At 48.9% G+C, this 21,956-nt stretch carries 20 protein-coding genes; 14 read left to right on the top strand and 6 right to left on the bottom strand.

Annotated features, from left to right (window positions below; translation table 11 throughout):
- The first annotated feature begins 118 nt into the window (after positions 1-118).
- Positions 119-1,252: a BamA/TamA family outer membrane protein gene (locus EZMO1_RS22715; RefSeq protein WP_051790420.1), complete on the top strand. Its 1,134-nt coding sequence runs from the start codon at positions 119-121 to the stop codon at positions 1,250-1,252.
- Here EZMO1_RS22715 and EZMO1_RS22710 read toward each other — a convergent pair.
- A complete protein-coding gene (locus EZMO1_RS22710) occupies positions 1,249-1,875 on the bottom strand; it encodes a LysE family translocator (protein WP_034877990.1) in 627 nt (208 codons plus the stop codon). The two genes, EZMO1_RS22715 and EZMO1_RS22710, sit on opposite strands and share 4 nt — an antisense overlap.
- Positions 1,876-2,182: 307 nt before the next feature.
- On the opposite strand from EZMO1_RS22710, the gene EZMO1_RS22705 reads away from it, so the two are divergent.
- The 10 genes from EZMO1_RS22705 (at position 2,183) to EZMO1_RS22660 (ending at position 12,587) form a co-directional block, all read left to right on the top strand.
- Positions 2,183-3,160 carry a sulfurtransferase gene (locus EZMO1_RS22705; RefSeq protein WP_034877991.1) on the top strand — a complete coding sequence of 326 codons (978 nt, stop codon included), beginning with the start codon at positions 2,183-2,185 and terminating at the stop codon, positions 3,158-3,160.
- Between the two features lie 82 nt (positions 3,161-3,242).
- On the top strand, positions 3,243-5,027 hold the full coding sequence (locus EZMO1_RS22700) for an FAD-dependent oxidoreductase (RefSeq protein WP_034877992.1): 1,785 nt from the start codon (positions 3,243-3,245) through the stop codon (positions 5,025-5,027).
- A 5-nt stretch (positions 5,028-5,032) separates the two neighbouring features.
- Complete coding sequence (locus tag EZMO1_RS22695; protein ID WP_034877993.1) at positions 5,033-5,803, top strand: heterodisulfide reductase-related iron-sulfur binding cluster; 771 nt, start codon at positions 5,033-5,035, stop codon at positions 5,801-5,803.
- 57 nt (positions 5,804-5,860) lie between these two features.
- Positions 5,861-6,538 carry a TVP38/TMEM64 family protein gene (locus EZMO1_RS22690; RefSeq protein WP_034877994.1) on the top strand — a complete coding sequence of 226 codons (678 nt, stop codon included), beginning with the start codon at positions 5,861-5,863 and terminating at the stop codon, positions 6,536-6,538.
- A gap of 153 nt (positions 6,539-6,691) precedes the next feature.
- Positions 6,692-7,792, top strand: coding sequence for an ABC transporter substrate-binding protein (locus EZMO1_RS22685; protein WP_201772218.1), 1,101 nt, complete (start codon positions 6,692-6,694; stop codon positions 7,790-7,792).
- Complete coding sequence (locus tag EZMO1_RS22680) at positions 7,765-9,501, top strand: ABC transporter permease (protein ID WP_222842157.1); 1,737 nt, start codon at positions 7,765-7,767, stop codon at positions 9,499-9,501. The genes EZMO1_RS22685 and EZMO1_RS22680 overlap by 28 nt, the downstream gene beginning before the upstream one ends.
- Positions 9,502-9,507: 6 nt before the next feature.
- Positions 9,508-10,149, top strand: a complete 642-nt coding sequence (locus EZMO1_RS22675; RefSeq protein WP_034877996.1) for an ATP-binding cassette domain-containing protein — start codon at positions 9,508-9,510, stop codon at positions 10,147-10,149.
- Positions 10,150-10,152: 3 nt separating this feature from the next.
- On the top strand, positions 10,153-10,770 hold the full coding sequence (locus tag EZMO1_RS22670) for a CDP-alcohol phosphatidyltransferase family protein (protein WP_034877997.1): 618 nt from the start codon (positions 10,153-10,155) through the stop codon (positions 10,768-10,770).
- A 167-nt stretch (positions 10,771-10,937) separates the two neighbouring features.
- Positions 10,938-12,179 (top strand): hypothetical protein, encoded by a 1,242-nt coding sequence (locus EZMO1_RS22665; RefSeq protein WP_145912709.1) that lies wholly within the window; start codon positions 10,938-10,940, stop codon positions 12,177-12,179.
- 174 nt (positions 12,180-12,353) lie between these two features.
- Positions 12,354-12,587 (top strand): hypothetical protein, encoded by a 234-nt coding sequence (locus EZMO1_RS22660; protein WP_034878570.1) that lies wholly within the window; start codon positions 12,354-12,356, stop codon positions 12,585-12,587.
- Between the two features lie 62 nt (positions 12,588-12,649).
- Here EZMO1_RS22660 and EZMO1_RS22655 read toward each other — a convergent pair whose 3' ends face one another.
- The 4 genes from EZMO1_RS22655 to glpA all read right to left on the bottom strand — a co-directional run bounded on the left by EZMO1_RS22655 (position 12,650) and on the right by glpA (position 17,800).
- Positions 12,650-13,447 (bottom strand): DeoR/GlpR family transcriptional regulator, encoded by a 798-nt coding sequence (locus tag EZMO1_RS22655; protein ID WP_051790555.1) that lies wholly within the window; start codon positions 13,445-13,447, stop codon positions 12,650-12,652.
- Positions 13,448-13,580: 133 nt separating this feature from the next.
- A complete protein-coding gene (glpC, locus tag EZMO1_RS22650; RefSeq protein WP_034878569.1) occupies positions 13,581-14,777 on the bottom strand; it encodes an anaerobic glycerol-3-phosphate dehydrogenase subunit GlpC in 1,197 nt (398 codons plus the stop codon).
- A gap of 9 nt (positions 14,778-14,786) precedes the next feature.
- Positions 14,787-16,100: a glycerol-3-phosphate dehydrogenase subunit GlpB gene (glpB, locus tag EZMO1_RS22645; RefSeq protein ID WP_034878568.1), complete on the bottom strand. Its 1,314-nt coding sequence runs from the start codon at positions 16,098-16,100 to the stop codon at positions 14,787-14,789.
- Positions 16,097-17,800, bottom strand: a complete 1,704-nt coding sequence (gene glpA, locus EZMO1_RS22640) for an anaerobic glycerol-3-phosphate dehydrogenase subunit A (protein ID WP_034878567.1) — start codon at positions 17,798-17,800, stop codon at positions 16,097-16,099. Before glpA ends, glpB begins: the two co-directional genes overlap by 4 nt.
- Positions 17,801-18,247: 447 nt before the next feature.
- On the opposite strand from glpA, the gene EZMO1_RS22635 reads away from it, so the two are divergent.
- Both EZMO1_RS22635 and glpK read left to right on the top strand, forming a co-directional pair.
- Positions 18,248-19,066 carry an MIP/aquaporin family protein gene (locus tag EZMO1_RS22635; RefSeq protein ID WP_034878564.1) on the top strand — a complete coding sequence of 273 codons (819 nt, stop codon included), beginning with the start codon at positions 18,248-18,250 and terminating at the stop codon, positions 19,064-19,066.
- 130 nt (positions 19,067-19,196) lie between these two features.
- Positions 19,197-20,705, top strand: coding sequence for a glycerol kinase GlpK (glpK, locus tag EZMO1_RS22630; protein WP_061509771.1), 1,509 nt, complete (start codon positions 19,197-19,199; stop codon positions 20,703-20,705).
- 78 nt (positions 20,706-20,783) lie between these two features.
- Here the strand turns inward: glpK and EZMO1_RS22625 are convergent, their stop codons facing one another.
- The gene (locus EZMO1_RS22625; RefSeq protein WP_145912708.1) at positions 20,784-21,230 is read right to left on the bottom strand and encodes an ImmA/IrrE family metallo-endopeptidase; all 447 of its coding nucleotides are present in this window, start codon (positions 21,228-21,230) and stop codon (positions 20,784-20,786) included.
- 122 nt (positions 21,231-21,352) lie between these two features.
- Between EZMO1_RS22625 and EZMO1_RS22620 the strand changes: the two genes are divergently transcribed.
- A complete protein-coding gene (locus EZMO1_RS22620) occupies positions 21,353-21,796 on the top strand; it encodes a secondary thiamine-phosphate synthase enzyme YjbQ (RefSeq protein ID WP_034878561.1) in 444 nt (147 codons plus the stop codon).
- Positions 21,797-21,956 lie beyond the last annotated feature (160 nt).

Raw genomic sequence — 21,956 nt, 5'->3', positions numbered from 1 at the left:
GTGGCTTGAAGCTTGTTAAGCAGACATCTAGTATTCCCCACCTCTTTTATCCATCAGATGTAGATAATCCAATATGCCCATTCGATCATCAGGCAAGCTCTTTGGAGGGGTTCTCTTATTGCTTAGCTCCCTTTCACTTCACGCAGACGACGCAACCGCTGATGCAGAGCCGGGCTGGTTTAACAGAATGACAAACTGGGTCGAACACGAGCTGGCAAATCTGGGAGGGGATGGGGAATTTAATCCGGACGATGGCATAGACTGGGCGGCTGTTCCCGGGCCTTTTGCGACGCCTGACTCCGGTTTTGGACTGGGAGTTTCTTCGGTCGGGCTTTTTGTAGTTGATAAAAACGACACTGTCAGTCAACCGTCTTCTATTACCATGACCGTTTTTGGCTCATCAAAAGGCAATATTGGCATCGATCTGGATACACAGATTTTCCTTCAGGAAGATCGTCGTCGTTTGTATATCTGGGGTGTTGCCGAAAAAGTGCATGATGTCTTTTATGGTCCCGGCATCAAGAAGGGCAAGAGAAATCACAATAAGCACTCCTTCAAACTGGATACCCTGGTCGTTAACTCTAAATACCTGTTTCAGATGGCACCTGCATTTTATGTTGGATTCGGGGCGTCGCTTGGGCAGAACAATGTAAAAGGCTCTGTTGACTCTCATCATACCCAGCCTGTCACATCATCAGCCTTTCCTCAGGATGTCCGTACCGCAGGGGCTACCTTTCATGCCATGTACGACAGCAGGGACTTTGGCCTGAATGCCAAGCAAGGTCGTTTATTGCAGGCAGATGGTGGTTTTTATAACAGCTCTGCCGATCGCAGCCACCATTTCCAGAAACTGGCTCTGGAATACAGGGAATATCAGGCCATGGGGCCGGGTGTTCTGGCCTTTCAGCTGGCATCGGAGTTCAAGTTTGGTGATGTCACCTGGGATAACCTCACCAAACTGGGTGGTGAAGATCGTCTGAGGGGCTACACCACAGGGCGTTACCGCGGCAAACAAATGCTGATGAGTCAGGTGGAATACCGCCATAATCTGCCGGGACGACATGGCATGGTGTACTGGCTGGGCGCTGGCACACTGGGAGACGATGTGTCAGACCTAGGCAGTGAACCATGGATTCATTCTGTGGGTCTGGGCTATCGCTATGAGCTGAAGCCGGGTGTGAACCTGCGCGCAGACTTTGCTTGGGGCAACGGTGACAGTGGTATCTATGTCGGGGTGAATGAAGCCTTTTAAAGCAGGTTGTTGAATAGTAACCACAACCCCCAGAACAGCAGCAGTGTTCCTGAGACAAAGTCGAACCAGCGAGTGACGGCAGCAGTTAACCGTGATTTGGCAAGCAACGTGATATGCACCAGAAATATCCACCAGATCGCTGAGCCCAGAAAAATACCGCACACCAGCCAGTAAGCCGAATAAGATTCAGATTCGGCAATGGAGCCCAGGCCAGCAATCAATCCGGTGAACATAAGAATGGTCATCGGGTTGGTCAGGGTCAGGATAAAGGTTGTGGAGAAAGCGGACAGAATATTGGTTTTGTCTGTAGTGGTTATAGAGTTTGCAGATTGGTCTTTGTTGTTAAGAAAGCCACGCAATGCCTGCAACCCAAGAATTGTGACCAAAAGCCCTCCTACTACGCTCATTTGACCGGCATGGCTATCCAGTACCCCGGAAACCGCAAAACCTGCCGCTACCACCACGCCATAAAAGCCATCTGCCGTTGCAGCTCCAAGGCCAGAAGCAAGACCTGCCAGCCGACCATTTTCTAGTGTACGACGCAGGCACAATAAGCCTATTGGGCCAACGGGTGCGGCAATAACAATGCCAGCGATAATACCTTTTAGAAAAAGATCAAACATAAAATAGAGGCTTGCTGATGTTCGATTTAATTAAATTAACGATAATTCTTTTGTTTCGTTAGTGTGGCCTGTTGTTTATTCAGGTTTTATTGTGTTTCGCAAATATGCAGTCCAGAAGGTATTTTTAGAAATGAAACTCTTTGAGTTTAACTGATAATACGTAATAGTTTTGATCTAAAGCAATATGGCCTCTGTTGTTCTAATTATAATCAGGTCAAATTTTCTTCAGCACTCCTTAAGCATTGTGTCAATTACTGACCAGATGCTTTGCCTGAAAGAAAAGTAAAACTATATCCTGAGGAACGACATGAACAAGAAAACATTAGCTGCCGGTGTACTGGCTGCTGCTGCGGTGGTAGCAATGCCAGTGTATCGTGCCATTTTTGGAGTTGAAGCGGTGAACGTGAACGCAACAGAACAGGCTCTGAAAATTGCTGAATATGCGAATGCTGACGCTTTTATTACGCCGGAAGCTTTGCAGCAGCTAATGGAATCTGACGAAGACGTTGTGGTGATTGGTTCTTTGAATCCGGTGCGCGGTAATCGTCCGATTCAGGGTTCCTTTACTGTATGGCGCTCTGATTACTCTGCCTCTGGCGATGCCTATCCATTCGGAGGCATGCGCACTGAGCAGGATGAGATGGAGCAACTGCTGAGTGGCTTTGGTGCGACCACGGAAAGTACGGTTGTTGTTTACGCTGCAGATGCGCATCATGATGCTGCCCGTTTGTACTGGCAGGTGAAAATGCTGGGTCATGAAGACGTTCGCTATCTGGATGGTGGTCTGAACGCCTGGGTGGGTGCAGACTTGCCAACAGGTAATGGCAACCCGACGGTTGAAGCCACTGATTATCAAGCGCCAAACTACAGTGAAGCCGAGCTGGCGACCTTTGATATGGTGGTTAACGCAACCAGCGATTCAGACTGGGTGATTATTGATACTCGTGGTCTGGGTGAGCATGATGGGTCCCAAACACTGTCCGGAGCCTTTGGTCCGGGTGCTATTCCTGCCAGCCAGTTCCTGGAGTGGACAACCGCTCTGAACGAAGACACCACCCTGAAAAGTGCTGACGAGCTGAAAGCCATTTACGGTGACCTGATTGAAGGCAAGAAAGTCATTTCTTACTGTCAGTCCGGTGTCCGCTCTGCTCATACGACTATGGTTCTGAAAGAAGTCCTGGGTGCTGAAGAAGTTTACAACTACGACGGTTCCTGGATTGAGTGGAGCCACGCTCATTACGAAGCTGAGCAAGAAGGTGCTGCGGTTATTAACGCAGGCAGCTAATTGACCCCTTGATCATCCACATCATTACTCCAGCTCCAGTCGTAATGACTGGAGCTGCTTTACCTCGAAGCAGAATCCTTTAATGGAAAATATTATTTTCAGCCAGAAGTTGTACGACGCTGCACAGGATGTCGTTGATGGCTGTATGGGTTATGAAGCCCCCGCCTGTCAGTCTGCCTGTCCGATGCATACCGACGTAAAACAGTATGTTCGTCTTGCGGGTGAAGGGCAGTATGCAGACGCCCTGAATGTAGTACGGGAAAAAATATTCCTGCCACAGACTCTCGGTCGTATTTGTGCTCACCCCTGTGAACAGGTATGCCGTCGCAATACTGAATTCAATCAGCCCATCAGCGTGGCTGGCATTAAGCGTTTCATTGCCGAACAGGCGGATGATAAAGCCAACTGGGATCTGACCGTTGGAAAAGACAGTGGCAAGAAAGTCGCTATTGTTGGTGCAGGCCCTGCCGGTGCTCAGGCGGCGATTGAACTGCGTCGTCAGGGGCACGCCGTTACTCTGTTTGAGAAACTGGACGTCTATGGCGGTATGATGCGTGTCGGTATTCCTGAATACCGTCTGCCTCGTGATGTGATTGATTTTGAATACAGCTATCTGGACATGCTGGGTGTTGAAACCCGTTTTGGTGTCGAGATTGGCAAAGACATTCCATTCAATGAACTGTGCAAACAGTTTGATTCGGTGATTCTGGCTCACGGTGCCCACGTAGGTTCCATTATTCCTGTGGAAGGCCACCAGTCTGAGGGTGTCTTCCCGGCGGTTGAATACCTTAAAGAAATTTCCAAAACACAGGCATTCCCGAAAGCAGGCAAGCGTGTCATGGTGATCGGTGGTGGTGATGTGGCCATGGATTGTGCGCGTTCTTCCTGGCGTATCGGCACTGAAGCCGTGCATCAGTGCTCTCTGGAAACCATGGAAACCCTGCCAGCCAGCCAGATTGAAATTGAAGAATCGCTGGAAGAAGGCGTATTGTTCAATGCCGGCTGGGGGCCTAAGCGCATCTTGTCTGAAAACGGCAAGGTCACCGGGATTGAGCTGCAAAAAGTCCTTTCCATCTTTGATGAGCAAGGTAACTTCGCTCCAAAATACAGTGAAGAGTGTCGTACGGTTGCTGTGGATACAGTGATTTTTGCGACGGGTCAGGTGGTTGCCGATATTACCGATGGTGCGCTGGAACAGTCCCGTGGTGGTCGTTATGTGGTGGATCCGCAAACACTGGCAACCGCTATTCCGGGGGTTTACGTTGCCGGTGATGCCAGTGGCGGTGCCATTGTGATTCAGGCCATGGCGCTGGGTCGCAAGGCTGCTCTGAGCACAGACCGTTTCCTGAATGATCGTGAGCTGAATGATGGTCGTGACTTTGAGCAGGAATACAGTTACGACTCACGTTTGAATGTACCTCTGCCAGAAAACACTGAAAATCAACCTCGTCTGCATGGTGAATTGCGTGATGCGGATGAACGCAAACGCGACTTCAAACAGGTGGATTTCGGTTTTACTCCTGAGCAGGTCACTCTTGAAGCCAGCCGCTGTCTGCAGTGCTCCTGCAAACTGTGCATGAACGAGTGCGTGATGATGAACGACTTCGGCGATTGCCCGAAGCAGTTGTTCAGTGACTTTATTGAAACAAAATCGATGGACCCATTGCTGGTATATTCCTGTAATGCCTGCGACCAGTGCACCATTGCCTGCCCGAAAGATTTCCCGATGAAAGAGATCTTCCTGGGTGCCCGTGTTGACTTTGTTAAGGCCAATGGTGGTAACTCGCCAATGCCGGGTCACAAAGGCATTAATATGCACCAGAAACTGGGCTTTTCCCGATTCTTCACTATGGCGAGCAAAGGGTAATCGACATGGCTAAAAAGATTTTCATGCCGGGTTGCAGTTTGCCGTCGTACAACCCGGAAGCGGTAAAAAAGACAGCGGATTACCTGAAGAAGGTATTTCCGGACATGGGTGCTGTGCAGAAATGCTGTGGCAAACCAACGGCAGCCATTGGTCAGGCGGAACTGTTTAAAGAACGTTTTGGCCTATTGCAGGCGGACTTTGACAAAGTCGGTGCTGAAGAGGTCATTGTTGCCTGCCAGAGCTGCATGGGCATGATCAAGAAAGGCGCTAAACGGCAGAAGCCGGTTTCTTTGTGGAGTCTGTTGCCCAAAATTGGTCTGCCGGAAGAACTGCGTGGCAAGGCAAAACACTCTGATGCGGTGTTCACTATCCACGATTCCTGCTCGACGCGTTATGAGAAGGAATTGCAGGACGGTATTCGCTGGATTCTGAACGAACTGGGTTATAAAACCAGAGAGCCCAAATACACCCGTGAAAATACCCGTTGCTGTGGTTTCGGTGGCATGGTGGTTCCGGCGAACCCGGATGTGGCGACCCGGGTTATCCAGCGTCGTGTGGATGAGTTCGAAACCGATCATGTTGTCGTTTACTGTGCAGCCTGTCGCGCTTCCATGATGGGCGTAGGCACTAAGTCCTGGCACATTCTTGATCTGCTCTGGGGACCGGTCGTGATGAAAAACGACGATGCGCCGGTTAACGTGCTTGCCAGTCCGGTGAAGGCCTGGATGAATCGCTACAAGAGTAAGGCCAGTCTGATTAAGTGCATGAACATTTAATAGAACCTTCTTGAGCCCCTGCAATGGTGTTTGCAGGGGTATAACGCAGAGTAGAACATGAAATTTGTAAAAATTGGTTTAATTGCTGCTGTTATTGCGGCTTTGTTATTTGTTGCCCAGCAGACCGGTATTCTGGCTTTGCTGACTGATGTTGAAGGGTTGCAGAGCTGGATTGCCAGCTTTGGTGCCATGGGTTACGTGGTGTATGCCCTTGTATACATCGTTGCCTGCGTGCTGATGTTGCCGGGCAGTGCCCTGACCATTGTGGCAGGCATTGCTTTTGGTCCTGTAGCGGGTGGTTTGCTGGCACTGCTTTCAGCAACACTGGGTGCTACTGCTGCCTTTATTGTTGCCCGCTTCCTGCTGCGAAATGTGATTCTGAGCAAGTTTGGTGACAACCCGATCTTCAAAAAAATTGACGACGGTGTGGCCCAGAACGGTACCAGCTTTCTGATTCTTACCCGTCTTGTGCCTGTTTTCCCGTTCAGCCTGCAAAACTTTGCCTATGGCCTGACCGGTATTAACCTGATGACTTATTCTCTGGTTTCTCTGGTCACCATGGCACCGGGCGCGTTCATCTTTGCCTATATGGCAGGGGATATCGCCACGAATGGCGTTTCACCCATGTTGCTGGTGAAATTTGCAGCTGCTGGTCTGGTATTGTTTGGTGTTTCCCTGATACCGAAATACATTGCCAAAAAGAAAGGCATTGATATGAAGACACTGGCTGAATAATTTTATTTTTGCCCGTATCATAGTTCGCCAGTGATTCTCAGGCGTTTGGGATCACTGGCGTTTTTGCTTCTAAGGACTGGTCATTTGATTAACCGACTTTCAATAATAAAAATGGCAGGAAAACTGTTTGCGGTTTTGTGCCTGTTTTTTTTAATGCCAGTTTATAGCTCTGAATGGACGAAGATTGAAAAGAGAGCCAGGGAGCAAACAGTCTACTTCTATGGTTGGGGTGGTCATCCTCAGGTGAACGACTATCTGCACTGGGCCAGTCAGGAAGTAAAACGGCTGCACGACATTAACCTTGTGCATGTAAAAGTCGGCGACATCAGTGAAGCCATCACACTGGTCTTATCCGAGAAAAGTTCTGGCAGGCATAAAGACGGGCGCGTTGATCTGCTTTGGGTGAACGGTGAAAACTTTGCAGCGTTAAAGCGCGCTGACCTTCTCTATGGGCCATTTACCGATCAACTGCCTAATTTTTCGCTGGTGGATAAACGCTTACCCATCGATATTGATTTCTCGACACCCGTTGATGGTCTGGAAGCGCCCTGGGGTGTTGGACAGATGGTCATGATGTTTGACCGGTCTGTTACCAAAAAGCCTCCGGCATCCGCCAGTGAGTTACTTCAATATGCAAAGCAGCATCCTGGCCGGATCAGTTATCCTCAACCACCCCAGTTTCATGGTGTGACCTTTCTGAAACAGCTGTTGTCGGAACTGGTCAAGGACCCTGAAGCGTTGCAGAAACCTGCTGACAGTATCGATTTTGAAAGGGTTACAGCCCCTCTCTGGGATTATCTTGACCAGCTGCACAAGTTTGCCTGGTACAACGGTCGTCGTTTTCCCCAGAGTGACCGGCACATGATTCAGTTACTGGACGACAGAGAACTGCATATGGCAATCAGTTTCAACCCGGCTGAAGCGGCAGCTGCGGTCAGCCGGGGTGATCTTGTTAACAGTGTTTCCAGTCATGCTTTTCAGCTGGGTGCGTTGACCAATATTCATTTTCTGGCAATCCCCTACAACAGCAGTGCGAAAGAGGGGGCGCAGGTCGTGATTAACTTTCTGATGTCACCACAGGCGCAGCAACACAAAGCCAAACTGTCAGTGTGGGGAGATCCACCGGTTCTGCAGCAACCATTACTACAGCTCAGCCCTGAAGCAACCGCAAGGTTTGATGTGATTCCCGAGCCGCACTTCAGTTGGCATGGTGCATTGGCTGATGCATGGCTAAAACGGTATGGATATCAATGATGTCAGGACATAACCCGTCGTTTTTTTCTGTACAGTCATTCTTGAGGCCGGGCACGGTGGTCGTGGTGCTGCTCTGCCTTGTTCCTTTATTTGCCGGTGTGGCGGGTTTGATTTTACCGGCGCTGGGTTATTACCCGGCACTGGGTTTTGATGCTTTTTCAACGACAGCGTTACTCAACGTCTGGGAGCCGCTGTTTCAGTGGCCGGGCTTGTCGCAGTCGATCTGGCTCAGTCTGTTTACCGGTTTAACCTCGGCTTTTCTGGCGTTGGTGATTACCCTGACGGTCTTAAGCCTGCTGTGGGGAGGACGATTCTGGAACTGGGTAACACTCTACATTGCCCCGGCACTGGCACTGCCCCATGTGGCCTTTGCCATTGGTCTGAGCTTTCTGATTGCCCCCAGTGGCTGGCTGGTCAGAGCTATTGCACCTCTGACGGGCTGGCATGAGCCGCCGTTCTGGCTGACGGTGAATGACCCGAAAGGCTGGTCATTGATTTTGATGCTGTTAATCAAAAGTGTGCCGTTTCTGCTGTTGATGAGTGTGGGTATTCTTCATCAGCTACAACCACAACGGCAGCTGATGATGGCGCAAAGCCTGGGTTATGATCGCATTCAGGCGTGGTGGAAAGTATTGGTGCCACAGCTGTATCGCCAGTTGAAGTTGCCTCTGTTTGCCGTGCTGGTGTATGGCATCACCGTTGTGGATGCGGCATTGGTCATTGGCCCCCAGTTACCGGCACCGCTTGCAGTGTTGGTACTGCGCTGGTTTCAGAACCCTGATCTGAGCTTCCGGTTGTTAGCCAGTGCCGGAGCCATCGTGTTGTTAATCGTTACCTTGGCAGGGTTGTTGTTCTGGTTTGCCGTTGAACGGCTGTTGGCTCCACTGGCCCGAATGGTTTGGCTGAATGGACGAAAACAGGTTCGTCATCCTGTTTTATGGCTGGCGTTTTCGACTTTACCGGTTCTGGCGCTGCTATCGATAGGGGCGAACCTTGTTCTGCTCATCTGGTCGTTTGCAGGACGATGGCGTTTTCCTGATATCCTGCCTTCTGTCACCACCATTCAGTATTGGCAGCACCATGCATCCCTATTGCAGGAGCCTCTGCTGTTGGCGATGCAACTGGGGCTGGCCAGCAGCCTGACGGCAGTCGTCGCCAGTTTGGTGATGTTGGAGTATCAGAACCAGCGTGGACGTTACTGGCCTTTGTTGTTGCCCTGTATCGCTTTATTGATTCCACAAATGACCCTCTTTGCCGGTTTGCCGATGGTGGGTGAGCTATTGTTTGGAGCAGGCGTTGATCAGTATCCGTTTCTGCTGGTCAGTTTCGGGCATTTGCTGATGGTCTTTCCTTACGTTTACCTTGGGTTACACGGAGCATTTACATCGTTTGATCATCGTTACCAGACGGTTGCCCTGACATTTGGAAGCTCCTGGTCACGAGCCTGGTGGCAGGTCAAATGGCCGATGCTGAAGCCCGCTATTGTTTCAGCCTGGGCGGTAGGTTTTTCTGTCAGTGTCGTTCAATATCTACCCACGTTATTATTAGGGGCTGGTCGAGTGTTAACCGTTACGACTGAAGCGGTTGCCATTGGTGCAGGTTATGATCGGCGTCTTGCGGCGATCTATGGATTGACGCAGGCGCTGCTGCCTTTACTTGGCTTTCTGTTTGCCCGTTTCATTAACCGCAAAAAAGCATGGCAGGGATGATCCACAATGAGTCTTGAACTGAAACAGGTGGCTATTGGCCTGGCGCATCGGCCGTTGTTTGAACCGGTCAGCCTGACCGTAGCCGCTGGCAAGGTATTCAGTCTGATGGGGCCCAGTGGCTGCGGTAAATCGACCCTGTTGTCGTTTGTGGCCGGAACGTTGGGTGAACAGTTTGATGCCCGTGGTGACATTTTGCTGGACGGTCAGCCCTTGCAGGGTGTACCTGTGGAAAAGAGGCGGGTAGGGATTTTGTTTCAGGACCCTTTACTGTTTCCCCATATGACGGTGCTTGAAAACATGATGTTTGCAGCTCCGGCAGGTGCGCAGGCCGGTAAAAAGCAGAAGGCTCAGGCTGCCTTGGAAAGCATTGGTCTGCAGCAGTGTGCCGGTTATTATCCACGACAATTGTCGGGTGGTCAGGCTGCCAGAGTCAGCCTGTTGCGAACACTGGCAGCGGAACCTTGCGCTCTATTGCTGGATGAGCCTTTTTCGAAACTCGACCGTGAGACCCGTGCTCACTTCCGGGCACTGGTTTTTACGACTATTGCCCAACGAAACATCCCCGCGATTCTTGTGACTCACGATGAAGACGACATTGCTGACAGGAACCGGGTGTTACATTTAACCCATCAAACGGTACATAGTTAGAATATGCTGGATCGTTGGAGTGCTGCGTTGGTCAGGCCGACGCTGCACATTATTGCCACCCGAATCAATACCTTTGGTATTACGCCTAACCAGATAACCGTGTCTGGTTTCTTTATTGGTCTGCTTGCACTGCCTGCTCTGGCGACTCAGAGCTATATACTGGCACTGTTGTTTATCTGTATTAACCGGACAATGGACGGGCTGGATGGAGCCCTGGCCCGAATTCGGGGCACAACCGACGTGGGCGGCTTTCTGGATATCGTTCTGGACTTTATCTTTTATGCTTCCATTATTGTCGGTTTTGCACTGGCGGCTCCGTCGGCCAATGCCTTAATGGCTTGTCTGTTGCTATGTGGCTTTATGGCAACAGGCAGTAGCTTTCTGGCGTTCGCGGCGATTGCGGCCAAGCAGAATATCGAGAATCCGGTTTATCGGAACAAGTCCATGTACTATCTGGGCGGTCTGGCTGAAGGCACCGAAACCATTCTGTTTTTTATTGCCATGTGCCTGTTTCCCACCTATTTTCCGCAGATAGCTTTGGTGTTTACCGTGTTGTGTGCAATTACCGCCACAACCCGTGTGTTTGCTGGTGTGTATACCTTCAGGCAAGGCAATGTTTAGTTTTTCTGAGGCTGCCCTATTCGTTCACCGTTTTTAATGGTTAGAGGGACTGACAGGCTGGTTAGTGATCAATTGCCCTGTCAGTGATTTAATCCGAATCAATTGATGTAGCGCTTGTTAATTAAATAGCGAAGCTTCAAAGGATTAATTAAGAAGAGGGACAGGTCATGACAGGGATGAATATGGTTAGTTGTAACGAGCAACTGACAGCTTCGGGACCTTTTTCGAAACGAGACCTTCGGAAATGTGAAAAGGGTCGCTTGGAGATAAAAACGTTTGATTCTGTTGAACCTAAACTATCAATTTATCTGGATAAACTACACGGGTTTATTCGACTGACTATTCCTGAAAGGAATATTGATGCTTTCAGGGGGTTTTATCCAAAAAACTACTTAGGTGGAAGAGAAGATGTTAGATGTGATGACGAAAATGATCTTGAATTAGATCAATTTAGCAAAGTGCATTTTGAAGGAAAATTGCCAGATGAAGAAGCAGCCAGTGATGACATCGAAGCCAAAAGAGAACTGTTAAGGGAGTACTATCATAAAATACCTGACATGAAAGAGAACTTAAAGTTTCTTTCTGTAGCAGGAGATACAATAGGATCTATTGTAAATGAGAAAGTTGTTTATGGACAAAATAGTAGTTATGTGAGACCTGGTTTTTTTGATCCCTACCCTCATGTGGATTTTCCTATTACCGCTTCTGAGGCAAGAAGCTTGGAACATTTTATTGCTGACGCTCAGGTGACATGTAATAGCCCAGATGGCACTGATGGCACTGCCTGTATTTACAATTTGGCTGAATTTAATTGCCTCGATTTTGTACAGAAAGTGTTCGAAAAAACTGATTACAGTGGGCATTTCAGTAACTATTTTCCTTATTCAAAAATGACTGATAGTTATTCAGGACGGTATCTGGCGATGTTTAAATCAGACAAACCTTCCTATACAGCTTCAAAAGTAGCAGAGGCTATTAGTGTAAATGGTACTATTATGCTGGGTGCAACTTTATTGAAATCATTACCTCAACTGGCTAAAAGCTTACTTCCTGAAACACCTCTTGCAGATTCTGAGGGTAAAATGATTAGCCCTGCAAAACTTGAAAAAGCGGTACTCAATGCGGGGAAAACATGCCACTTTCTGGATAAAGTATTTGAAGATTACTATGCGGTTAATGACGTTCCTGTTCCTGGCGAGCTGGTTGAACTTTCGGTTGATATTCAAAGTAAGATTTATGACTTGGAAATGTTTGTAAAAAAACATGGCTACAAGGAAAGTGTAAGACCCTATATTAAGAAAGAGTTAAAAGAAATTAATGAAGGCGTCAGAGATTTTATTGAAAGGTTTCCAAAGTCACAGGGTTTACGCATCAAATTAAAACAATCGTACCTATCTTGTAGAGGCTGAATATTAACGACTACAGATTTTCAAAGTATGACTGTTCGGTTTGGAACTGGTGAAAATCAGGAGATATAAAACCTACTGTCGTTTAAAAATCCTGAGAGTTTGATTATTTCAACTTCTTTTCAGCTGTGTGTTAGAGAAAACAACTACCTAATCGGCATTTGCTAGTTCAGATTGATGCGTAAGCCCTGGTCAGAATACCTTGAAGGCATGGTTAAGCTGTTGAACAGGCCCGATTTATATCGAGATCGGAGTTCTGATGTAAGAACCCATACTGAAAGTGTCGAGGATGATTCTATTCGCTCGGTAATTAACGAGTGTGAAGACTATCTGCTGGCAAGGGGGCAGCTGGATACGATGGAAGCAGCCAGAGATATGCCGGAATCGGAAATGGAAAAAAATAGTGTCTGATGGACGTAGCCAGATGTCAGGGATAGAAGGCGCTGTTCATCTATCCCTGTTCTTGCACTTAATCAGCACACAACGACGTCTGTTTGTCCCTGCTTAAGCTGATCCATTAATGGCGCTGGTGGCTGAACATCAGTAAACAGCGTATCAATATCTTCTACATGACCCAGGCGGATCATGGCGCTGCGACCAAATTTGCTGTGGTCTGCAATCGTGAAAACCTTGTGGGCATTGGCCATCATAGCCTGTGCAACACACACTTCGTGATAATCAAAGTCCAGCAGAGTGCCATCGAGGTCTATGCCACTGATACCCGTGATCGCAAAGTCCATCCGGAACTGGCTGATAAAGTCCCGTGTCGCTTCTCCCATAATACCGCCATCGCGATTGCGAACCTCGCCACCGGCAATAATCACGGTGAAATCATCGCGTGCAAGAAGAATAGAGGCAACGTGCAGGTTATTGGTAACGACTTTGAGGTGATTGTGTTTAAGCAGTGCGCGGGCGACCGATTCAGTGGAAGTGCCAATATCAATGAAAAGGGAAGAGCCGTCGGGAATGCGTTTCACCAGTTCGTTGGCAATGCGGTCTTTTTCTGAACTCAGTTGTTTTTTTCGTTCGCTGTATTGAGTGTTTTCTGTACTGCTGTTAGCCAGGCCGGCTCCACCGTGATGACGACTGATTTGTCCCTGCCGATCCAGTTCATTCAAATCCCGCCGTATGGTTTGTGGTGTCACCCTGAAATGCTGAACCAGCCCTTCTGTGGTCACAAAGCCTTCCTGCTTTATCAGGTTAATAATCATTTCATGGCGGCGGCTTTGAGGTAGCTGAGGTGATGGTCTGTCAGTTTTTATGGCATCCATAAGCATTCAATACATGGGCAGTGGCAGCAAGAAATGAAGGTTCAATCGGTGCATGTTTTAACGGCGGGTTTAATATGCTGTTTATTTAAACCCGCCCGTCAATCATACGAATTTGATATTTATTTTGTTTGGCTCAGGTCAAAGATTGAGCTAAAAGCGTCAGTGGATGCAAAACGGTGTGACCGGTGTTCATCTCTACCTGCATCTTGCAGGATTCACAGTCTGTCACGACATAGTCCACTCCCAGAGCTTCGATCTGGTCAAAGATACCCTGGCCGATACTCTGGGAGGTGTCGTAATTTTCTTTCTTGAAACCATAGGTTCCGGACATGCCGCAGCATTTCTGATCCAGCATAATCACTTCCAGTCCCGGAATACTGTTCAGCAGTTCCATGGTGTGAATGACACCACCGGCTTTAATCAGGTGGCATGGGCTGTGATAAGCCACTCGCAGTTTTACCGGCTTCATATCCGGCGAATTGCCTTTGGCAAACTCTCGGGCAATAAAAGCAGAGGCAAAGAAAATCTGGTCTTTGATATCGCTGTTATCAACGTCCAGAACTTCCGGGTATTCATCCCGCAGGGTCATGGTGCAGCTGGGTTCAGTCGCAATCACGCATTCGGTTTTCGTGAGCGAGTCTGCGAACTGGCTCATATTCAACTCGGCGTTTTTGCGGGCTTTGTCAAAGAAGCCATTTGCAATCAAAGGTACACCACAGCACTTCTCTTTTTTCAGAAGATTCACGCCAATATTCATGGCGTTCAGAACAGCGACCAGATTTTTGCCGACAGTCGGGTCGTTATAGTTGGTAAAGCAGCCATGGAAGAAGCTGACTTTCCGTTTGAATTGTTCCTGAGTACCCGATTGTTTGTTGAACCAGCTTCGGAACGTCTGGTCGGTATACTTGGGCAATGTACGACGCTCGTCGATCCCGAGGGTTTTATCCAGCAGCTTTTTAACCGGTTTCAGTTTGGTCACTGTATTAACAATCGGTGCTGCCGGAGAGGACAGGCTACCCATCAAATCGGTGTGACTCAGCATAAATTCACGTGGCCCTTTCTTGTAACCACCGTGTTTTGCTTTTGCCAGCTGAATAACGGTACCCACATGAACACCGGAAGGGCAGGCCACTTCGCAGCGTTTGCAGTTGGTGCAGTGCTTCAGGGCTTCGTCGTACAGTTCCGGATTTTTTATACGCAGACGTTCGCCATCGGGGCCAGCTTGCTTGGGACCAGGATAATCCGGATTGGCTTCGGCGACCGGGCAGCGAGTGGTGCAGACGGTACATTTAATGCAGTTGTCAAAACTGGTATCAATGAGATTCAACATAGCTGCCTCTTACTTCTCTGTCCCGATGGTTTGGCTGTGCTGTGCAATGATCTGGTTGGCGGCAAACCAGCCCGTACTGATGGCAACACCTCCGGCACTGGCTTCGGCGACTGAATTGAAGCCTCCCAGTACACCACCGGCGCAGTACAGATTATTGATAGCCTGCCCATCCTGATAAGGGTTGAAGTGCTCATTGGTTTCAACACCAAAGTAACTGAAGCCGTGCTGACTGCCGTTCAGGAAGCGTTCCTTTGACCACTGCTCACGCTGACCGGCTTCAACAACATCGAGGTTGAAGGTTTTATCGGACAGGGTTGAACGACTGCTGTCCAGACCACGACTAAAGAAGCTGCCGGTTGCCAGAATAAAGTGCTCTGCTTCCAGAGGCATATGTGGGTTCAGTCGTGTTTTAACAGAGTGCAGCTGACCATTTTCAAATTGACCAGACTGAACTTCATCACCCTCAAGAAGCAAGCCTCCGAGCTCTCGATAACGCTGTTTGAGTGCACTTGCCATTCGCATACCTGGCAATGACGGAGGTAGTGTGCCCAGTTCACAGATAGTCAGACCGGTTTGAGCTTCCAGCTGGCTGACCAGTTCGTTACCCTTTTCAACGGCCAGTACAGACGGTAAAACCACCAGATCTGCATTACCGGCTGCTTTCTGTATGGCAGAGGCAAAAATGGTCAACCCTTTTGGCTGGCTGAACAGGTCACGTTTTAGCAGTCGAGCCAGTTCCAGAGAGCGCAACTCATAGGCATTTCTGGCGTTGATATTCAGGGTTTCAGCTTTAATGTCAGCAACCCTGAATTCGATACCGGCAAACTCCGGATGCTTTTTCATGCCAGCGGCAACCAGAGCAGGCTGAAAATCGCGAAAGCCTGCAATATTAATGATGGCTACACGACGCAGGCCTGCTGCTGGTGCGGCAATGGATAGAGCTTTTGTTCCGGTTTGACTCAGCCAGGAGGGTCGTACAGCGCCCAGAGCCGTTAAGCGGCTATGGTTCTGTTGTTCATGGCTGGACATTTCAATACCGGCTTTTGCCATTTGCCCAGTGAAAAAGTGCAGGCTTTGTTTCACCTGACCAGCACCCAGTTTCTGGAAAGGGTGACCGGATGGCAGATGACTGATTTCTTCAAAAGGATATTGCACTAATGAGTTGTTCGGGCGAATACCCAATACATCAATAGAGCCGGACGCAAAAGTCAGGGCGCTGTCGCCCGCACTGATCAGTGCTGTTTTCAGGCCGGCTTCAGCGCAGCGGATTGCACTGGTCAGACCGGCAAGGCCGCCGCCAATAATAATGCTGTTGTACTTCATACAGCCTCCACAGCGACAGGTCTATGCTGTTCGGTCGAAAATTGCTCGGTTAAACGTTGCTCGGTTAACAGTTGTTCTGATACCGGGGTTGGTATGGATTGCAGCTGGTTGTAACCCAGTAGGTTGTCGTATACCCAGTAACTGAAGTCGGCTTCACGCATGGCATCGCCCCAGAGAATCGGCCGGACACCTTTCCAGCGTTCCTGCAGGAATTCACCAATGCTGTCCAGAGCATTTTCTGAATTATCGGAGTGAGTCATTTCACTGACAATGCCTGCCGCCCGACAGGAGCACATCTCTCCCTGACAAGGACCCATGCCAATACGGGTTCGACGACGCAGGTCTACCAGGTCTTTTGCGTTCAGATTATTAACGGCGTATTCAATTTCACCGCGGGTCACCATTTCGCATTCGCAGATAATGGCATTCTGCTTCTTGTCATCGGACAGGAATTTTGCTGCACGTTCACCATGGCGGTATTTGGCAGAGCCGGAAACCGGAATGGATACCTGTGGAGCATGTACCTCGGCGTTTTTGCCGTTGGCGCCGGGCAGGGGTTTTTCTGCAGTGGCACAGGCTTTGGTGTTACCCAAGTTCTTGGCTACAGTGTCGGTGGCCATTTCAGCCATCAAACGGTAGGTCATCAGCTTGCCGCCGGTGATGGTGATCAATCCTGGCAGGGCATCGGCTTGGCCATGGTCAACCAGAACAATGCCACGGCTGATGTTACGACCGGATGGATCATCACCCAGTGAAACCAGTGGGCGAACACCACAGTAAGCACGTAATACACGGGTTTTTGCCATGATCGGGCAAAGCTTCTCGCCTTCCGCCAGCAACGTTTCGACTTCGTTTGGATTGACGCGAATATTTTCGATTTCGCTGTAAGGAATTTTTTCGGAAGTGGTACCAATCAGCGAGATGGTATCGCCCGGAACCAGAATGTCTGCATCGGCCGGCTTACGACAACGGTTGATCACCATGCTGTTAATGCGATAGTCAACAATCAGCAGGGAGCCTTTTGCCGGGAACATGCGGATCGACAGGTCGGCGTATTCGGTGATTTGCTGTCCCCAGATACCTGCAGCGTTTACCACCTGCAGGGCCCGGATGTCGATCAGCTCACCGGTTTTAACATTGATGCAATGCACACCACAAACCCGGCCGTTTTCGATAATCAGGCCGGTGACTTGTGTGTAGTTCATCAGGCGGCCGCCGTATTCTTCAGCATCCAGAATGTTGGAAGCGGTCAGACGGAAAGGATCAATGGTGCCGTCAGGAACACGAACTGCACCCAGCAGTTCAGGGTTAACGTTAGGCTCAATGCGCAGTGCTTCTTTGGGACTAAGCGCTTCTGCCCGAATGCCAGCGGTGTGGCAGGATGTAATGAATTTGTCCTGAAAGGACAATTCATCTTCCGGCAGGGTAATAAACAGGCCGTCGGTCTCTTCAATACAGTGACCGGCGACTTTCCTCAGAATCTGGTTTTCTTTGATGCATTCAACCGCAGAGTGTTGGTCGGTAACCGCATAGCGGGCACCTGAATGAAGCAGACCGTGGTTGCGGCCTGTAGTACCGTTCGCAATATCGTCTTTTTCTACCAGAATGGCACGCATTCCGCGCTGTGCACAGTCTCGCAGGACTCCAGCGCCAGTAGCACCGCCGCCAATAATTACGACATCGGTTTCTATTTGTCTCATACGGTGCGCTCTTTCAAAAACTCTTCGGTTAAATGGTGAAATGTCTTTTAATGTTCGTTTGTGATTGTTGCTGCGCACTATAAATAAGCAGTGGAAATTAAAAAATGATCTGGATCAATGTTCGACTGTGCTCGTTTAATATTCTATTGAATGCGAGTCTGTTTATTTTGTTAGCATTTGAAGTTTTTTTGAACAGAAAGCCAAATGATTTATTGTTGAAAAATAATTAATTTGTGAATTAATGTTATTTTGGTGGCTTTTCTTGTGCGTAATTTCCGAAAAAAACGCACATTCCTGAACATTGATTGATTTGGATCAACTTTAAAGGATTGATAAGGTTTGTTCCGGTTTGTAAAAATTCGCCCCGTATCAAGACCTCTTTGATTGTTGTAAAAGGCAGGTCTGAATTAACCAATTTCTTAACCCAACCGGGCGGAACTTATCATTATGCGTAAATCACTGTTAGGAGAATGCCTTGCCGAATTTATTGGTGCAGGCCTTCTGATTTTCTTTGGTGCAGGTGTTGTCGCTGCTTTGGTTCTGGCAGGTGTTGACTTTGGTCAGTGGGAAATTTCTATTGTCTGGGGTCTGGGTGTTGCCATTGCCATTTATGTAACTGGCGGCGTTTCCGGTGCACACCTGAATCCGGCAGTGACTCTGGCGTTGGCCACATTCAAAGGCTTTGAGAAGCATAAGGTTCTGCCTTTCATCGCTGCACAGGTTCTGGGTGCTTTCTGTTCTGCTGCTCTGGTTTACTTCCTGTACAGCAGCCTGTTTGCCGATTTTGAGCTGGCGAATGGCATTATCCGCGGTTCAGAAGAAAGTCTGGCGACTGCGGGCATCTTCTCGACTTATGCCCACGCTTCACTGTCCAATGCTCAGGCGTTTGCAGTTGAATTCATGATTACTGCCGTATTGATGGCAGGCATTCTGGCTATTGGCGATGACAACAACGGTGTTTCCAACGGTGCCTTGTCTGCTCTGCTGATTGGTATTCTGATTGCCGTTATCGGTGCCTCTTTTGGTCCTCTGACCGGCTTTGCTATGAACCCTGCCCGTGACTTTGGTCCTAAGCTGTTCACCTTTATGGCCGGCTGGGGTGAAGTGGCTCTGACCGGTGCCCGCTCTAACCCTTACTTCTGGGTTCCAATTGTTGCGCCTATTACCGGTGCCATGGCGGGTGCATGGGCTTACATCAACCTGCTGGGCAAGCAAGTCGAGCCTGTTGAATGCGCAACTCCGGGCTGCGAAATCAAGACCGCTTAATCAAGACCGATTTAACCAGATAGATGGAGCGCAGCCTTTCTCAACGATTAATAACACAATGTTGAATGTGGCGCGCTCCCTGATTAGCCCGACTGAATGATCCGGGGCTGAACAAAAAGGAATTAAGATGATGACTACTGAAAAAAAATACGTTGTTTCTCTCGACCAGGGTACTACGAGCTCCCGCGCTATTATCTTTAACCACGACGGCGACATCGTAGGTTCTTCCCAGCGCGAGTTTACCCAATACTACCCCCAGCCAGGCTGGGTTGAGCACGACCCGATGGAAATCTGGGCGACTCAAAGCTCTGTTCTGACAGAGGTTCTGGCAAAGACCGGTATTCCTTCTGATGAAGTGGCGGCACTGGGTATTACTAACCAGCGTGAAACCACTGTCGTTTGGGACAAGAATACAGGCCGCCCTGTTTACAATGCGATTGTATGGCAATGTCGTCGTACGACAGATATCTGTGAACAGCTGAAGAAAGAAGGTCTGGAAAGCCATATCCGTGAAACCACCGGTCTGGTTCTGGACGCTTATTTCTCCGGTACCAAGATCAAGTGGATTCTGGACAACGTGGAAGGTGCCCGCGAAAGTGCTGAAAAAGGCGATCTGCTGTTCGGTACCATTGACACTTGGCTGACCTGGAAGCTGACCAATGGTCGTGCCCACGTTACCGATTACTCTAACGCTTCCCGTACCATGCTGTTCGATATTAACAAGCTGGACTGGGATGAAACCATCCTGAAGGCGCTGGATATTCCTCGCAGCATGCTGCCTGAAGTGAAGTCCAGTTCTGAAGTGTATGGACAGACCAACATTGGTGGTAAAGGCGGTACCCGTATCCCGGTGGCCGGCATGGCGGGTGACCAGCAGGCGGCTCTGTTTGGTCAGATGTGCCACGAGAAAGGTATGGCCAAGAACACATACGGTACTGGCTGCTTCTTGCTGATGAACACAGGTGAAGAACCGGTTAAGTCTGAAAATGGCCTGCTGACTACCATCGCATTTGGTATCGACGGCAAGGTTCAGTACGCGCTGGAAGGTTCTGTATTCATGGGCGGTGCTTCTGTTCAGTGGTTGCGTGACGAACTGGGGCTGGTGCGCGATGCAGCAGACACCGAATACTTCGCCAGCAAGGTAAAAGACACTAACGGTGTTTATGTGGTACCTGCTTTCGTTGGTCTGGGTGCGCCTTACTGGGATCCGTATGCCCGTGGTTCCATCTTTGGTCTGACCCGTGGCTCTAACCGCAACCATATTGTTCGTGCGACACTGGAAGCCATTGCTTACCAGTCACGCGACCTGCTGGAAGCTATGCAACAGGATTCCGGTATTGAAATGAAGCAGCTGCGTGTTGACGGTGGTGCGGTTGCCAACAACTTCCTGATGCAGTTCCAGTCTGACATTCTGAAGACTGAAGTCGTACGCCCAACGGTAACAGAGTCAACGGCTGCCGGTTCTGCCTACCTTGCAGGTCTGGCTGTTGGTTTCTGGAAGAGCACTGACGAGCTGAAAGGCAAGGTATCTGTCGATCGTACTTATGTACCAGCGATGGAAGAAGAGCAGCGTGCTGACCTGTACAAAGGCTGGAAGAAAGCGGTTGAGCGCAGCCTGAAGTGGGAAGATCAGGAGTAATATCCGACATCCGTCTTACTTAAATGTAGAGTGCGAACTCTGATGAGATGAGTTAAAGCCGGGTCATAGTGATATCAATCATTGTGAACCGGTTTTTTTATGGCCGGGCTTTTTTGCTTTTGTTTTTGCTTTTGCCTTCGTATTGCTTTTGTTGCACTTGTGCTGAGTATAAAACTCGGCAGCCATGGGAATACTTAGCCGAAAAGCTTCATCTTCGAAGCTGCGATCATGGTAGTGCTTTTCAAATTCAGACAGGTCTATTTGTCCTCTTTCCAGTTGTCTGACGTGAACCAGCTCATGGGCTAGTGTGACCCTCAGTTCACTGTCTTCCAGCCAGTTTGCCAGTGTTATGCGATACTGTCCTTTTCCTGCCTGTTGGGCATAACCCTGGGTGCGGTAGTCTTTTACCCGAACGTAGCGGTATTGAACCTTTGCAGTTTCAATGCCGAGCTTTTGCTTGTAAAAAGCTTCCATATCATTGAACTGACAGCCATAAGGGTTCAGATCATCTGACGGCGATGACATGGAACACATCAGAAAAGGCAGAGCAAAGAACGCTTGCTTCGTTTTATTATTTAGTTTCATTAGACTGATCAACACGATCCTTAATAACACAGTGCCATCGACTGTTATGTCAGGAGCTTGATATGGATTGGTATCAGACACAGCTTAAACTCGTTCCCAGGGAGCGGGGTTTTCACCTGATAACCCACGAGATAGAGCAACAGTTACCAGAACTGGAGCGCTACAGGGTTGGGCTCTGTCACTTGCTTTTGCAACATACGTCAGCGTCTTTGACGCTGAATGAAAATGCTGACCCTGATGTTCGTGCTGACATGGAATCATTTTGTTGTCACGAAATTCCCGAGAGTGCCGACTACTACCGTCATACTCTGGAAGGGCCGGATGATATGCCGGCTCATATTAAGTCGAGCCTGTTTGGGGTAAGTCTCAGTATTCCCGTCAGTAATGGCAGGTTTGCTCTGGGTACCTGGCAGGGGATCTGGCTGGGTGAGCACCGTACTCACTATGCGGATGAAGGACGACAAAGAATTGTCATTGCAACTTTACAAGGTCAGCTATATAAGTAATGATGATTTTAAATGAATATTAAATTTCTTTTTAATTTAACCGAAAGACACCGGAGGGTATAACCGAACTAGCGTTTTATTTACGCTGGACTATAACTATAAAAAATCGGAAATATATATTTACAATCAGTCTGGAGCAGATGCTCCTGAACCAGTATCC

The organism is Endozoicomonas montiporae CL-33 (assembly GCF_001583435.1).
GTDB lineage: Bacteria > Pseudomonadota > Gammaproteobacteria > Pseudomonadales > Endozoicomonadaceae > Endozoicomonas_A > Endozoicomonas_A montiporae.
This window is presented reverse-complemented; position numbering and strand designations above follow the sequence as displayed.